This is a genomic window from Streptomyces sp. NPDC002825, from assembly GCF_040295385.1.
GTDB lineage: Bacteria > Actinomycetota > Actinomycetes > Streptomycetales > Streptomycetaceae > Streptomyces.
Genome location: NZ_JBEOVH010000010.1, coordinates 150082 through 163608 on the forward strand (window position 1 = coordinate 150082; position 13527 = coordinate 163608).

The window sequence follows — 13527 nt, forward strand, 5'->3', positions numbered from 1 at the left end:
GGCCGGGGGGACATCCGTATGAAGCGGGGGATCAGCCGCCGTAGCCGCCGTCACCGTGGTCGCCGTCGGCGTTGATGCAGGTGTTGCCGAACGCCGGGTTCAGCAGCCCGATGACGTTGACGGTGTTGCCGCAGAGGTTGACCGGCACGTGGACCGGGACCTGGACGACGTTGCCGGAGGCGACACCGGGAGAGTGGGCGGCGACGGCCTCGGCGCCCGAGTCGGCGACGGCCAGGCCGGCTCCGCTGAGGGCAACGGCACCCGTGCCGGCGAGAACAGCGGCAGCCTTCGCGATGCGAGACATCAAGAACTCCTTGGACGTGGAAAGCGACCGCAGGAATCACGGCCGTCACTTCCGTTCAACGCCGTTCCCCGGTCGGGGTCACGGGCATTGGGCCGAAAGGGAAGAAGGAAAATCGAAAGAATGGCCCGCGACCCGAAGGGCGTCCGCCGCCGGATACGACGGGACGTCTTCGGCCCGCGGGCCGCGGCCATGCGACAAGCCTTCTCTTGCAACGACCGAAAACCCTTGGGGTGGCGGGGAAGAATCGTGTCTTCACCCGCCCGGTCAACGGTCGTACGAATGACCGGGGACGCGGTGCGCGTCAGCCCGCGTCCTGCGCCAGACCCAGCTGGGGGTCGAGGGCTCCGCTGAGCACCGGGGTGAGGAGACCGACCTGGGGCTTCGCCAGGTCCGGAAGCCCGGCGAGCCCGTTGCCGCGGGGCGCCTCCAGCGGGTTGCCGACGACGGCGCCCGGGGTGGCCGCCTTCATCTCCGAGTGCGGGCTGCTGAGCAGGGCGCGGCCGGGCTCGCTGCCCTTGAGGAGCTCGGGCAGCGGCGCGTCGACGACGGTCTCCGGGAGGGTGCCGGTGAGCGGGACGCTGGGCAGGGCGACGTCCGGGAGAGCGCCGAGGCCCTTCTGGAAGCCGGTGGGCGCGCCGGGCATCGGGACGGGAACGCCGGTCGCCACGGTCGGCGCGTCCATCGGCAGGACCGGCTCGAGGCCCTGGAGCGGAACGATCACCGGGGCCTCGACGGCGGAGGCGGGGGAGGCCAGGGCGGCGGAGGCGATTGCGGTCATGAGGAGTCCCATGCCCGCGTGAGAGCGCAGAGTCATGTGAGGAGAACGAGCCCCTTGGCCGAAACGTCGCGGGACTAACCCATGTGCAGCAACGCGCAGGGCCCTCACCGGTGAAGGCGAGGGCCCTGATTGACGCGGTACTTGACCGCCGGGGGGTCAGTGCCTGCGGGCGATGCGTCCGCCGCGGAGGTAGACGACGGTGCCGCCGATGATCAGTGCGGCGCTGACGGCCGCGGCGCCCATGAGCATGGGCTCGCTGCCGGTCTCGGGGAGCTGCGGGTGGCCGGGGTGGCCGGGGTGCCCGGGCGACGAAGGATGATCCGTCGGCCACTCGCACCCGTAACCCGAGTCCTCGTCACAGTCACCGGGTCCCGGGTGGGTGGGCGGGGTGGTGTGCGTGGGAGGGCCGGTGTGCGTGGGAGGAGTCGAGCTCGGCGGACTCGTGGGGCCCTCACACCCGTAACCCGAGTCCTCGTCACAGTCCCCGGGACCCGGGTGGGTGGGCGGGGTGGTGTGGGTGGGGGGCGTGGTGTGCGTGGGCGGGGTGGTGTGAGTCGGCGGCGTCGTGTGGGTGGGAGGCGTCGTGTGAGTCGGCGGCGTCGTGTGGGTGGGAGGCGTCGTGTGCGTCGGCGGCGTCGTGTGCGTGGGAGGCGTCGTGTGCGTCGGCGGCGTGGTGTGGGTGGGAGGCGTCGTGTGCGTCGGCGGCGTCGTGTGCGTCGGCGGCGTGGTGTGGGTCGGCGGCGTCGTGTGCGTGGGCGGGGTGGTGTGCGTCGGCGGCGTGTGGGGCGGGTGCGTGGGACCCGGCTCCTCGCCGTAGCCGCCGGGTTCCTCCGCCGGGGGGCAGAGGTCGCCGACGGCTGCGGCGACGTAACCGCCGAGTTCCATGCTCTTGCCGCAGACGTCCGCCGGCAGGGGGGCCTGGACGTGGCCGCCCGAGCCCGGACCGGGCCCGTCGCCCGCACCGGCGTGGGCGTTGGCGGCCAGGGCGAATCCGCCGCTCAGCGACAGAATGCCGGTCGCTGCCGCCGCGGTGAGTACTTTCCTGCTGATGATGGACCGCATACCGCTCTTCCTCTGGAGACAAGGGAGAGACCGGCGAGGATCCCCCCTCGCTCCGACCGGCCTGATCCACACCGAAGTTCACGAGGGATCGGCCAGAGGGTATGGGTCGGCGCCCGGCGTACGGCCGGGGCCACACGGCAGCTGATCAGAAAATCATTCGATCAGCCGACCGTGAGGAACAGCGGTCGCGCAGGCCGCCGTAAGTGCCCGTGGCAGAGGTGCTACTGAGGTGGCGTCAGCCCGCGAGGCCGCCGGGGACCGGGAGGCCACCGAGCAGCGGGGCGCCCTTGGTGGCGGTGTTCAGCTGGTCGGCGGCCTTGGTGACGGTCTGGACCGGGGAGCCGTCCGTGGTGCTGCTCAGCATGTCGCTCTTCAGCCCGTTGGCGGCGATCGCGTCGAGGCCACCGTTCAGGCTGGTGGGGGTCAGCGCCTCCTGGGCCATGGCGGGAGCGGCGGCACCCAGGGCCATGAGCGAACCGGCGACGACCGCGGCGACCTTGGTGGGCTTCATGAGGTGAATCCTTCCGTCGTTCTTTCAAGTCACGTTCTGTACAGGGTTCTTGGCCGAATCCTGTACATCGTTCTGCTTCTGTAACGAGGAGTGAGCGCCCCGGAAACTCCGGGAGGAAGGATTTCTCGGTACTGCACCCGATCGATGCGGGCCGGTGTGATTTGCCGATCACACGCGCCCGTGCCGCCCCGGCGGAGGCCGGGACGGCACAGGGGTGGGGGGTGCTAACGGTCGGACAGCGCGGGCTTGACCGGCAGCTCCGGCGCGGCGACCGGAGAGTCGGCGGGCAGCTCGGCGACCGGGAGCGCCGGGAGCTTGGGCAGACCGGGCAGGTCCGGTGCGGGCAGCCCGCTGCCGAGCACGGTGGCGACGACGAGGTTGACCACCGAGGTCAGGGTCGAGGTGACCTGCGGTACGACTCCGCCGGCATCGCCGGAGGTGACGGCGGCGAGCAGACCGGCGACGGCCTTCTGGATGCTCGCGAGCGCGTCGTCGACGAGGTCCGCCGGGGCGGCCTTGCCGGCCTCGCCCGCCAGGGCGGCCGCCGCGACGGGCAGGGTGACGGGCGGCTTCACGGGGGTGTCCGCGACCGGCGGCTTCACCGGGAGGTCCGCGGCCGGAGGCGTGACCGGGAGGTCGGCCGCGGGCGGAGTCACGGGGAGCTCGGGGGGTTTCGCCGGGAGGTCCGCTGCGGGCGGGGTCACCGGGGTTTCCGGTGCCGGGGTGTCCGGGAGCGGGGCCGGGAGCGTGGCCTTCGCCTCGTCGACCGCCGCGTCGATCTTCGTCTTGAGGGACTCGGCGTCGGCGGCGGACAGCTGGCCGGAGTCGGCCTTGAGCGCCGCCGTGACGAGTTCGGTCACGGGCGTGGTCACCGAACCGAGCTCGCCGAGCGCCTCGGCCTGGGCCAGGAGGCTGTCGGCGTCGGGGAGGGGTGCGTGGGCGGCCCGGTCGGCCGCGGGGGACGGATGGAGTTCGCCGGCGAAGGCGGGTCCCGCCATGCCGAGGGTGATGGCGGCGGATATCGCCAGGGCGGTGAGGCGGCGTGTAGCCAGGGGACGCATATGTGTTCCTTTTCCTTATGCGTCGGACAACTGCTCTCTCACCGTGCCTGCGGGTATAGCGCTCCGCAACCGCGGAACTACTGAGCGCCACGCCTCCGTTCGAGTGAATCCGCCCCCTCGGCCTGCCCCCTGGAGGGGCGTACGCCGTTGCACCGGACGGCGCACGAGGGTGCGTCCGAACGAGTACCGACCCGGTGCCGGCAAGGAAAAAGCCGGTGCGCCCACCCCGGCGGGTGGGCGCACCGGCTTCGGAAGGACCGATCAGGCGTGCGAGATCAGGCGTTGACGCAGGCGTTGCCGAAGGTCGGGTTCAGCGCGCCGATGACGCTGACGGTGTTGCCGCAGACGTTGACCGGGACGTGGATCGGGACCTGGACGACGTTGCCGGAGATGACACCGGGGGACTTCACGGCCGCGGCCTCGGCACCGGCGTCGGCGGCGGCGACACCGGCGGCACCGGCGACGGCGGCGGCGGCACCGGCGGTCAGGACAACGGCCTTGGCGATACGGGACATGGGGAGGCGCTCCTCGATCGAATTCATCGGACTCGGACTGCGCGGACTGTTCGGCCCGGCTCCCTCAACAACGCCCCGGGCTTTCATCGGTTGCTCTCCCGAACGGGTGACGTTCAACCGATCTTTGGGCCATAGGAGGGCCATTGGAGGGAGTGGGCGTGGAATGGCGCAACACGCACAACGAGGAACCGGGCGCACGGATACGGGAGTTAGCGTTTCCGGGCATCTAATGCTTACTATCGCCCCGCATCGGGGTTATAACGTTCCCGAACGTTGCTTCCGGGCCCGCCGCGCGTTCACCCATTTCGTGCGGACGACACCTTCTTCTCCCCCGGCCTACTCGGGTCTTCCCTCCCTTCTCTCATCAAAGCGGAGAACCTGTATGCGGAATTCAGCGCTTCTCGCTGTGCGTCGCAGCGTGTTGTGCACCGTGACGTGTGCGGCCCTGTCCGCCGCGCTGCCCGGCGCCTCCGCAGCGGCGCCCCAGCCCCGGGAGGCGAGTCGCGTTCCCTTCGCCGCGCGCCACCAGGCCGTGCAGCACGGGGGGATCGTGCGCGCCGCCAACACCTCCGCGAGGGGCGCGAAGGGCACGGAGAGGGTCAACGACGGCGCCACCATCAGGTACGTCGACGTGGACAGCGACCCGAACACGTACAACTCCAGCCGCGCCGAGCTCGCGGTGCCCGCGGGCGCCCGGGTGACCTGGGCCCGTCTGTACTGGGGCGGGAACCTGCGGGTGGGCGAGCAGAAGCCGCCCAAGGACAACGGCCGCGTGCTCATCGCCGAGCCGGGCGGGCAGTACAAGGCGCTGTTCGCCGACTCCCTGATCGGCCACCGGACGGCCGACGGCGCCGACGCCTTCCAGGCCTCCGCCGACGTCACCGATCTGGTCCGCCGCTCGCACCCGGGGCAGTGGACCGTCGCCCAGGTCAATGTGGCCATGGGCCGTTCCAAGGTGGGCGGCTGGGGCGGCTGGACGCTCGTCGCCGCGTACGAGAAGGCCTCGGAACCGCTGCGCAGGATCAGTGTCTGGGACGGTTTCGAAACGGTCGGTCCACGCGCCGGTGAGCTGCGCGTGCCGATCGGGGGAAACCGTTTTCCGAAGGGTGTGTCCGGGCGTCTCGGGTTGATCGCCTATGACGGCGACCGCGGCACTTCCGGGGATTACCTGACGGTGGAAACGAGCCGGTCGAAGAGCACCCGCCTCTCCGATTCCGCCAATTCCGCGGACGACGTACTGAACTCCAGCATCACGGAATTCGGCGCCGGCCGTACCGTACGCCGACCCGATCGTACGAACACCCTCGGGTACGACTCCGACGTGTTCGACCTGCGGGGAGCGCTGCGCGCGGGCGGCGACCGGGTCCACGTCCGGGTCGGCAGCCGGAAGGACACCGTCTGGCTCGGCGCGGTCTTCCTCCAGGCGGACGTCCGGCGCTGACGTGCTGTCACCACTCGATACGGACCTCGGGTCCGTCACCGTCCTGCACGCGGTCCAGCCCGGCGACGGCGGGGTCGCCCGTGTCGTCGTCGACCTGGTCCGCGCCCAGCGCGCCGCCGGCCTGCGGGTCGCGGTCGCCTGCCCGCCCGGCACCGGGCTCTCCGCCGCCGTCCGCGCCGAGGGCGCCGAGACCCATGACTGGCGGGCCGGCCGCGATCCCGGTCCCGCCGTCCTCCGTGAGACGCGGGAGCTCGCGCGGGTGATCCGCGCGGTCCGGCCCGGGCTCGTCCACGCGCACAGCGCCAAGGCCGGGCTCTGCGCCCGACTCGCCGTGCGCGGAAGGATTCCGACGGTCTATCAGCCGCACGCCTGGTCCTTCGAGGCGGTCCAGGGCAGGACCGCCGCGCTCGCCCGGCGCTGGGAGCGGTTCGGCGCCCGCTGGGCGGACCGGATCCTCTGCGTGAGCGAGGCCGAGCGCCGTACCGGCGAGGAGGCCGGGGTCACGGCGGACTGGTCCGTCGTCCACAACGGTGTGGACACCGTCCGGTTCGCGACCGAGGGTCCGCCCGGCAACCCGGCGCCCACCGTCGTCTGCGTGGGCAGGCTCTGCCGCCAGAAGGGGCAGGACGTCCTGCTCGCCGCCTGGCCCGCCGTCCTCGCGGAGGTGCCCGCGGCCCGGCTCGTCCTGGTCGGCGACGGCCCGGACGAGGAGGCGCTGCGGGCCCTCGCGGGTCCTTCGGTGCGCTTCACCGGAGCCGTCGAGGACACCGTGCCCTGGTACCGGGCCGCGGATCTCGTCGTCCTGCCGTCCCGCTGGGAGGGCATGGCGCTCGCGCCCCTGGAGGCCATGGCCGCCGGCCGGCCCGTCGTCGTCAGCGACGTGGACGGGGCGCGCGAGAGCCTGCCGCCCGCCCATGAACCCCTGTGCCTGGTCCCGCCCGAGGACCCGGCCGCGCTCGCCGCCGCTCTGGGCCGCCTCCTCGGCAGGCCGGAGCTGCGGCACCGCCTGGGCCGCGAGGCCCATGAGCACGTCCTCAGCAGATTCGATGTCCGGCGCACGGGCGCGGCGGTCGCGGACGTCTACCGCGAGCTGGCCGGGGTGCGGGGGGCCGAGCACAGAGAGCCGATTGCGCAGTGACCACGGAAAGTACCAGCGTTCCCTCCTCGCCCGGCCCCTGGCCCACGGCGGGACAGGCCTTCGGCCTCGCCTCCCTCGCGCCGCGCCGCGGGGCGCCCGGCCGGCTCGCGCTGCCGCGCCACCGCCGCGCGCGGCAACGCTCCGGTGTGGCGGCGCTCGTGGCGGTCGACGCCCTGGCCGTGCTCGGTGCCGCGTCGGTGCTGAGCGCGGCGCACCAGGACGTCCGGCTCGTGCTGCCGGTGCTGGCGGTCGTCCTCGTCCTCGACGGGCACGCGGGGCTCTACCGGCCGGCCGCGCACACCCGGGTCCTCGACGAACTGCCGGCGCTCGGCTCCCGCGCCGGGTTCGCCTGGTGCCTGGCGGCGGCCGCGGTCGCCGCGTACTCCCCCGCCCTGGCGATCGGGCCGCTGCGGCTCTGCGCCGCGTACGCCCTCCATGTCTCCCTGGTGTGTCTGGTCCGCGGGGTGCTGCTCGCGCGGCGGCGGCGGATCGCCCGGGAGCGGCCCCGGTCCGCGCTCGTCATCGGCGGGACGGGAGCGGCCCGCCGGTTCGCCGCGGCGGCCGCCCAGCACCCCGAGTACGGGATGCGGCCGGTCGGCATCGTGGGCGTGCCGGAGCAGGGCGGTGCCCGGAGTGCCGGGGAGCCCGGGCTTCCGGTGCTCACCACGACCGAGGAGATCCACCGGGCCGTCATCCAGAACGCCGTGCGCGACGCGGTGTTCCTCGACGACGACCCGGGTCTGGTGTCGCTCTTCCAGCAGTACGGCTGCGCCACCTGGCGGGTCGGCGGCCGGCAGCAGGACGGGCCGATGGGCGCGCACATGTGGGGGTACGCCTGGCAGCGGGTCGTCCCGCTGGGCGAGCGGCGCGGCCGGGCCGCGAAGCGGGCCCTCGACATCGCGCTCGCCGCGCCCGCGCTGGCGCTCGCGCTGCCGGTGCTGCTGCTCTGCGCGCTGGCGGTGCGGCTCTCGGACGGTCCCGGGGTGCTCTTCCGGCAGGAGCGGGTGGGCCAGCACGGGCGCCACTTCACGCTGCTCAAGTTCCGTACGCTGCGCCCCTCCGACGACACCGAGGCGGCGACCCGCTGGAACGTGGCGGGCGACCGGCGGATGAGCGCGGCCGGCAGCTTCCTGCGGAAGTCCTCGCTGGACGAGCTCCCGCAGCTGTGGAACGTGCTGCGCGGGGACATGAGCCTGGTCGGGCCCCGGCCCGAACGCCCTTACTTCGTGGCCCAGTTCAGCAAGATCCACACAGGGTACGCGGCCCGCCACCGGATGCCGGTGGGCCTCACGGGCCTGGCGCAGGTGCACGGGCTGCGCGGCGACACCTCGATCGAGGACCGCTGCCGCTTCGACAACCACTACATCGACCACTGGTCGCTCTGGCAGGACGTCTGCATCCTGCTGCGCACGGCGGCCGGGCTCGTCCGACCCACGGGGAGCTGAGGATGGCCACGGCCGTGACGACGGTGCCGGCGGCACGGGAGACGGCGGACGCGCGGGACTGGGCCCGCCGGGCCGGGGCGCTGTCCCCGGTCCTCGCCGTGATCGTGCTGTTGCTCGTCCCGGGCGGCGGCGGCGCGCAGGGCGGCACCGGCGGCACGGGTACGGTCGCGGACGCGGCCTCCGGGCTCCTGGTCCTGATCTGTCTGGTGCGGGTGCTGCGCGGCGGGACCCGGCCGCTGACCCGGGCGGCGGCCGTCGTCCTCGGCCTGCCGGTGCTCGGGATCTGTCTGGCGGCGATCACCTCGCACGACCCGGCGGCGAGCCTGCCGGGCGTCGCCCGTTACGTACAGGTCTTCGTGCTCGTACCGGCGGCCGTGCTCCTGATGATCCGCGACCGGCGGGACTTCGCCGTGGTCGCCTGGGGTCTGGTCGCGTTCGCGCTGCTCCAGGGCGCGGTCGGCGTCGGCCAGTACCTGACCGGCACGGGCGCCTCGTACCAGGGCGAGGACGTCCGGGCCGTCGGCACCTTCGGGGCCACCGACGTGATGGGCATGGCGACGGTCGTGGCGTACGGGCTCGTCGTCGCCGTCGGGATCGCGCTCGGCAGCGGTCCCGGGCGCGTCCGCACGGCCGCGACGGTCTGCGCGGGGCTGCTCTTCCTGCCGCTGGTGCTGTCGTTCAGCCGGGGCGCGTGGATCGCGACCGTCCTCGCCTGCGCGATCCAGCTGCTGCTCGCCGGGGTCCGGCGGGCGGCCCGGGTGGCGCTCGTGGCGGCCGCGCTCGGGGTGGTCCTCGTCGGCGGCCTCGGGATCGGTTCGGAGATGGTGAAGGAGCGGGTCGCCAGCATCACGCAGGTGACGGCCGCGCCGGACCAGTCGGTCACGGACCGGTACACGATGTGGGCGGCCGCGGGACGGATGTGGCGGGCGGAGCCGGTCACGGGCGTGGGCCTCAAGGGCTTCCCCCAGTACCGCGACTCGAACGCCTCCCTCGCGCTCTCCTCCGGCAGCGACACCGCCGGAGCCGGGGCGGCCTTCGCACGCCAGCCGCTGCTGTCCCCGCACAACATGTACCTCCTCGTGCTCAGCGAGCAGGGCCTGGTGGGACTGCTCGCCCTGGCGGGCAGCTGGGTGGCGCTGCTCGTCGGAGCGCTGCGCCGGCAGCGGCTCGGCGCGGACTGCGCGCTCGTCGCGACGGGCCTGCTCGCCTGGCAGCTCATCGACTTCTTCTACGCGGACATCGGCGGGCCCTCGACGGTCCTCATGTCCGTCGTGTTCGGTCTGGCGGCCTGGTGGTCGCTGGCGGAGGTGAGGCGTGCGTGACCCGTGGGCCGGGGAACCGGAGCCCACGGACACGCCGTGGGCCGACGGGCCGCCCCCCTCGCCCCGGCCGCCCTGCGGCACCCCGCTGACGGACCCCTGGCCCACCACGCCTCCGGGCCCCACGGACTCCCCGTGGCCCCCGGGGGCCGTCGTGCTGCCGGGGGACGGTTCGGCGGCGGCAGCGGGGACCACGGCCGTCCGCACCGCCCGGGCCACCGCCGGGGCGAGCGCGGGGGCGCCCGGCTCCGGCCGGGTCACCGCTGCCGTCGGGGCCGGCCGGGCGTCCGACGCCCCTGGGGCCGGTGCCGGATCGCCCGCCCGGGCCTCAGCTGCCGTCGGGCTCATCGCCGGGGCCCGGTGGGTGGCGCGACGGCCCGCCGGGCGTCCGGCGGGGTCCGCGCCGCAGGCTCCCCCCGTCCCGTCCCCAGGGCGCCGGGCGCACGCGCGCGTGCGGGCGGCCCGCGCCGGGGCGCAAGGGGGCGGCGGCGGGTTCCTCGCGAAGGCGGCGGCCGTGACGGCCGGGCTCACCGCGGCCGGGTCGCTGCTCGGGCTCGTGCGGGACCAGATCATGGCCGGGTACTTCGGTGCCGGCGCCGGGACCGACGCGTTCCTGGTGGCGTGGACGGTGCCCGAGTTCGCCTCGACGCTGCTCATCGAGGACGCGATGGCGCTGATCCTGGTGCCCGCCTTCTCCCGCGCCCTCGCCCGCCGTTCGACCGGACTGTCCGAGGACCCGGTGCGCGTCCTGGTGCGCGGGACGCTGCCCCGGATCGTCCTCGCCCTCGGCGTCGCCGCCGTCCTCCTGATCGTCGCGGCGCCGCTGCTGGTCGCCGCGCTCGCCCCGGGGCTTCCCGACCCGGCGCTCGCCGTCGACTGCACCCGGCTCACCGGGACCTGCGTGCTGTCCTTCGCGCTGGTGGGGTACTGCTCGGCGGCCCTGCGCGCGCACGGCCGGTTCCTGCCACCGGCGGCGATCTACGTCGCGTACAACGTGGGGATCATCGGCACGATCCTGGTCCTTCGCGAGCCGTGGGGCGTGCGCTCCGCCGCCGCGGGGGTCGCCGTCGGCGGGATCCTCATGGTCCTCGTCCAGGCCCCCACGCTGGTGCGGGAGCTGCGGACACCGCGGCAGACGGCGCCGGCCGTGCCCGCCGGCTCCGGCGAGGGGCGCATCCTGGTCCTCGGACTCATCGCGCCCGTCGTCGCGTTCTCGCTGTGCCGCCAGTCCCAGACGCTGATCGAACGGTTCCTCGCCTCACCGCTGCCCGCCGGCGCCATCTCGCATCTGAACTACGCGCAGAAGGTCGCGCAGATGCCGATGATCCTCTCCCTGATGCTGTGCACGGTCAGCTTCCCGGTCGTCGCCCGCGCTCTCGCGGCGGGCGACCCGGAGGCGGCCCGCCGCCGGGTCGAGCGGGACCTGCTGCTCGCCGCCGTCGTCGTGCTCGTCGGCTCCTCGACGGTGATCGCCGCCGCCCCCCGGATCATCGAACTGCTCTTCGAGCGAGGCGAGTTCACGGGCGACGACACCACCGCCACCGCCGCCGTCATGCGGGTGTACGCGCTCGGCCTGCTGGGCCAGACGATGGTCGGCGCCCTCGTCCGCTGCTACTTCTCCGCCGCCCGCCCGCTCTGGTACCCCGCCGCCGCCATGGCCGCGGGGCTCGTCACGACCGCCGCCGCCGGCGTCCCCGGCGCCCACTACTGGGGCGCGGTCGGCATCGCCGCCGCCAACGCCCTCGGCATCACCCTCAGCGCCGTCCTGCTGCTGCGGGGCGCGCACCGCCAGGCCGTCCCGGTCCGGGTCGGCCACCTCGGCGAGGGGCTCCTCCGGCTCGCCACCGCGAGCGCCTGGGCCACCGGCGCCGGCTGGCTCTGCCAGCTGGCCGTCGACTCCGCCGTCCTCGCCGTCGCCGTCGCGGGCCTGGTCGTCGTCGGCGTCTTCCTGCTCTTCATCGCCTGCGCCGCCAAAGCGCCCGAGATCCCGCCCCTGCCCCGCTCCGCCTTCCGGAGGACACCCCATGCCCGCCGCCACCGCGCTGCGCCGTCTGCTGCCGAAGCCGCCCCTGTGGAAGCCGCCCCTGTGGGTGGCGATGTACCACTCGATCACGGACACCGTTGACGATCCGTACCGCGTGACCGTCTCCCCCGTGCGCTTCGCCCGGCAGTTGCACTGGCTCGGCGACCGGGGGCTGCGCGGGGTCTCGGTGCGGGAGCTGCTCGCCGCCACCGCCGAGGGGCGCGCGAAGGGGCTCGTGGGCCTGACCTTCGACGACGGGTACGCGGACTTCCTCGACTCGGCGCTGCCGCTGCTGCGCCGGCACGGCTTCACGGCCACGGTGTACGTCCTGCCGGGCCGCCTCGGCGGCGAGAACGGCTGGGACACCGGCGGGCCGCGCAAACCGCTGCTCGACGAGCACGGCATCCGGCGGATCGCCGAGGCCGGCATGGAGATCGGCTCGCACGGCCTGCGGCACGTCCCGCTCACCGAGGCCGACGACGCGACGCTCGCCGCCGAGACCCGGCAGAGCCGTGAGCTCCTGGAGGAGATCACCGGCCGTACGGTGGACGGCTTCTGCTACCCGTACGGGCAGGTCGACCCGCGCGCGATCCACGCCGTGCGCAAGGCCGGCTACCGCTACGCCAGCGCGATCGACCCGGGCCCGCACACCGGCACGTACGCCCTGCCCCGCGTCCACATCGGGGAGAACGACACCCCCTGGCGGCTCACCGCCAAGCGCGTCCTGCACCCGCTGCGCCGCCGTCACCCCGGCGACCTGCTCCCCGCCCCGCACGGCCCGGCCGCGGTCGGTGCGCCGTGAAGGTCCTGCACGTCATCACCGGCCTCGGCATCGGAGGCGCCGAGCAGCAGCTGCGGCTCCTGCTCCGCCACCTCCCGACCCGCAGCGAGGTGGTCACGCTCACCAACCCGGGCGCGGTCGCCACGGGCATCCAGGCCGACGGGACGCCCGTCACCCACCTCGGGATGACCGGGAACCGGGACCTGGGGGCGCTGCCGCGGCTCGCCCGGATCGTCCGGCAGGGCCGCTACGACCTCGTCCACACGCACCTCTACCGGGCGTGCGTGTACGGCAGGACGGCGGCCCGGCTCGCCGGGGTGCGCCGGGTCATCGCCACCGAGCACTCCCTCGGCGAGACGCAGATCGAGGGCAGGCCGCTGTCGGCGGGCACCCGCGCCCTCTATCTGGCCTCCGAGCGGCTCGGCACGTCCACGGTCGCCGTGTCGCCCAGCGTCGCCCGCCGGCTCGCCGACTGGGGGGTGTCCCCGGACCGCATCCGGGTGGTGCCGAACGGCATCGAGACCGGCCGGTTCGCCTTCGACGCGCGCGCCCGGCGCCTCACCCGGGGCGTCCTCGGCATCCCCGCGGACGCGTACGTCGTCGGCGGTGTCGGTCGGCTCACGCCCGGGAAGCGGTTCGACCGGCTCGTCCGGGCGGTGGCGTCGGTGCCGGAGGCCCGGCTGCTCCTCGTCGGCGAGGGCGAGCACCGGGAGGAGCTGCTGCGGATCGCCCGGGAGTGCGGGGCCGCCGGCCGGATCCTGCTCGCCGGGGCCTGCGAGGACCCGCCGGCCGTCGCCCCGCTCGGGCCGACGCTGCCCGAACTCCTCTCCGCGATGGACGTGTTCGTGTCCACCTCCCCCGACGAGACCTTCGGGCTCGCGGTCGTCGAGGCGCTCGCCGCGGGCCTCCCGGTGCTGTACGTGGCCTGCCCGGCGATCGACGACCTGCCCCCGGACGCGGCACCGGGGGCGCGCCGGATCGGCGAGTCCGTACCCGAGCTGATCTCGGCGCTGCGCGGCATCAGGGACGCCCGGCTCGCCCGGCTCCCGCAGCCGGAGGCCGCCCGCCGCTACGACATCGCGCACAGCGCACGGCAGTTGATGTCCCTCTACGACCAGGCCGTCCACGGCACCCCCTCGAAGTGAGAGA

At 74.3% G+C, this 13527-nt stretch carries 13 protein-coding genes; 7 read left to right on the top strand and 6 right to left on the bottom strand.

All coding sequences use genetic code 11. The features are described 5' to 3' along the window. Window positions 1-31: 31 nt before the first annotated feature. From ABT041_RS15955 to ABT041_RS15980, 6 genes are all read right to left on the bottom strand, one after another. Window positions 32-304, bottom strand: a complete 273-nt coding sequence (locus tag ABT041_RS15955) for a chaplin (RefSeq protein ID WP_351184363.1) — start codon at window positions 302-304, stop codon at window positions 32-34. Between the two features lie 301 nt (window positions 305-605). Next, a complete protein-coding gene (locus tag ABT041_RS15960; protein ID WP_351184365.1) occupies window positions 606-1082 on the bottom strand; it encodes a hypothetical protein in 477 nt (158 codons plus the stop codon). Window positions 1083-1238: 156 nt separating this feature from the next. After that, window positions 1239-2144: a chaplin family protein gene (locus ABT041_RS15965; protein ID WP_351184367.1), complete on the bottom strand. Its 906-nt coding sequence runs from the start codon at window positions 2142-2144 to the stop codon at window positions 1239-1241. Between the two features lie 235 nt (window positions 2145-2379). Then, window positions 2380-2655 carry a hypothetical protein gene (locus tag ABT041_RS15970; RefSeq protein ID WP_351184369.1) on the bottom strand — a complete coding sequence of 92 codons (276 nt, stop codon included), beginning with the start codon at window positions 2653-2655 and terminating at the stop codon, window positions 2380-2382. A 224-nt stretch (window positions 2656-2879) separates the two neighbouring features. Then, a complete protein-coding gene (locus ABT041_RS15975) occupies window positions 2880-3716 on the bottom strand; it encodes a hypothetical protein (RefSeq protein WP_351184371.1) in 837 nt (278 codons plus the stop codon). Window positions 3717-3991: 275 nt separating this feature from the next. Next, a complete protein-coding gene (locus tag ABT041_RS15980) occupies window positions 3992-4231 on the bottom strand; it encodes a chaplin (protein WP_351184373.1) in 240 nt (79 codons plus the stop codon). A gap of 382 nt (window positions 4232-4613) precedes the next feature. Here ABT041_RS15980 and ABT041_RS15985 point away from each other — a divergent pair, with 382 nt between their 5' ends. The 7 genes from ABT041_RS15985 (at window position 4614) to ABT041_RS16015 (ending at window position 13523) form a co-directional block, all read left to right on the top strand. Then, window positions 4614-5672 (top strand): DUF3344 domain-containing protein, encoded by a 1059-nt coding sequence (locus tag ABT041_RS15985; RefSeq protein ID WP_351184375.1) that lies wholly within the window; start codon window positions 4614-4616, stop codon window positions 5670-5672. 1 nt (window position 5673) lies between these two features. After that, window positions 5674-6810 (top strand): glycosyltransferase, encoded by a 1137-nt coding sequence (locus ABT041_RS15990; RefSeq protein WP_351184377.1) that lies wholly within the window; start codon window positions 5674-5676, stop codon window positions 6808-6810. Next, window positions 6807-8255 carry a sugar transferase gene (locus ABT041_RS15995; RefSeq protein WP_351184379.1) on the top strand — a complete coding sequence of 483 codons (1449 nt, stop codon included), beginning with the start codon at window positions 6807-6809 and terminating at the stop codon, window positions 8253-8255. The genes ABT041_RS15990 and ABT041_RS15995 overlap by 4 nt, the downstream gene beginning before the upstream one ends. A 2-nt stretch (window positions 8256-8257) precedes the next feature. Beyond that, window positions 8258-9577 (top strand): O-antigen ligase family protein, encoded by a 1320-nt coding sequence (locus ABT041_RS16000; RefSeq protein ID WP_351184381.1) that lies wholly within the window; start codon window positions 8258-8260, stop codon window positions 9575-9577. Window positions 9578-10025: 448 nt separating this feature from the next. Further along, the gene (gene murJ / locus ABT041_RS16005) at window positions 10026-11699 is read left to right on the top strand and encodes a murein biosynthesis integral membrane protein MurJ (RefSeq protein WP_502976489.1); all 1674 of its coding nucleotides are present in this window, start codon (window positions 10026-10028) and stop codon (window positions 11697-11699) included. Next, window positions 11599-12399 carry a polysaccharide deacetylase family protein gene (locus ABT041_RS16010; RefSeq protein WP_351184385.1) on the top strand — a complete coding sequence of 267 codons (801 nt, stop codon included), beginning with the start codon at window positions 11599-11601 and terminating at the stop codon, window positions 12397-12399. Before murJ ends, ABT041_RS16010 begins: the two co-directional genes overlap by 101 nt. Further along, window positions 12396-13523, top strand: a complete 1128-nt coding sequence (locus ABT041_RS16015) for a glycosyltransferase (RefSeq protein WP_351184387.1) — start codon at window positions 12396-12398, stop codon at window positions 13521-13523. The genes ABT041_RS16010 and ABT041_RS16015 overlap by 4 nt, the downstream gene beginning before the upstream one ends. The last annotated feature ends 4 nt before the right edge of the window (window positions 13524-13527 follow it).

What these genes read in the sequence shown, in the direction of transcription:
- ABT041_RS15975 (WP_351184371.1), bottom strand. Translation starts at nt 3,716, where the DNA reads ATGCGTCCCCTGGCTACACGCCGCCTCACCGCCCTGGCGATATCCGCC.
- ABT041_RS15965 (WP_351184367.1), bottom strand. Translation starts at nt 2,144, where the DNA reads ATGCGGTCCATCATCAGCAGGAAAGTACTCACCGCGGCGGCAGCGACC.
- ABT041_RS15970 (WP_351184369.1), bottom strand. Translation starts at nt 2,655, where the DNA reads ATGAAGCCCACCAAGGTCGCCGCGGTCGTCGCCGGTTCGCTCATGGCC.
- ABT041_RS15980 (WP_351184373.1), bottom strand. Translation starts at nt 4,231, where the DNA reads ATGTCCCGTATCGCCAAGGCCGTTGTCCTGACCGCCGGTGCCGCCGCC.
- ABT041_RS15960 (WP_351184365.1), bottom strand. Translation starts at nt 1,082, where the DNA reads ATGACCGCAATCGCCTCCGCCGCCCTGGCCTCCCCCGCCTCCGCCGTC.
- ABT041_RS16000 (WP_351184381.1), top strand. Translation starts at nt 8,258, where the DNA reads ATGGCCACGGCCGTGACGACGGTGCCGGCGGCACGGGAGACGGCGGAC.
- ABT041_RS15955 (WP_351184363.1), bottom strand. Translation starts at nt 304, where the DNA reads ATGTCTCGCATCGCGAAGGCTGCCGCTGTTCTCGCCGGCACGGGTGCC.
- ABT041_RS15985 (WP_351184375.1), top strand. Translation starts at nt 4,614, where the DNA reads ATGCGGAATTCAGCGCTTCTCGCTGTGCGTCGCAGCGTGTTGTGCACC.
- ABT041_RS16010 (WP_351184385.1), top strand. Translation starts at nt 11,599, where the DNA reads ATGCCCGCCGCCACCGCGCTGCGCCGTCTGCTGCCGAAGCCGCCCCTG.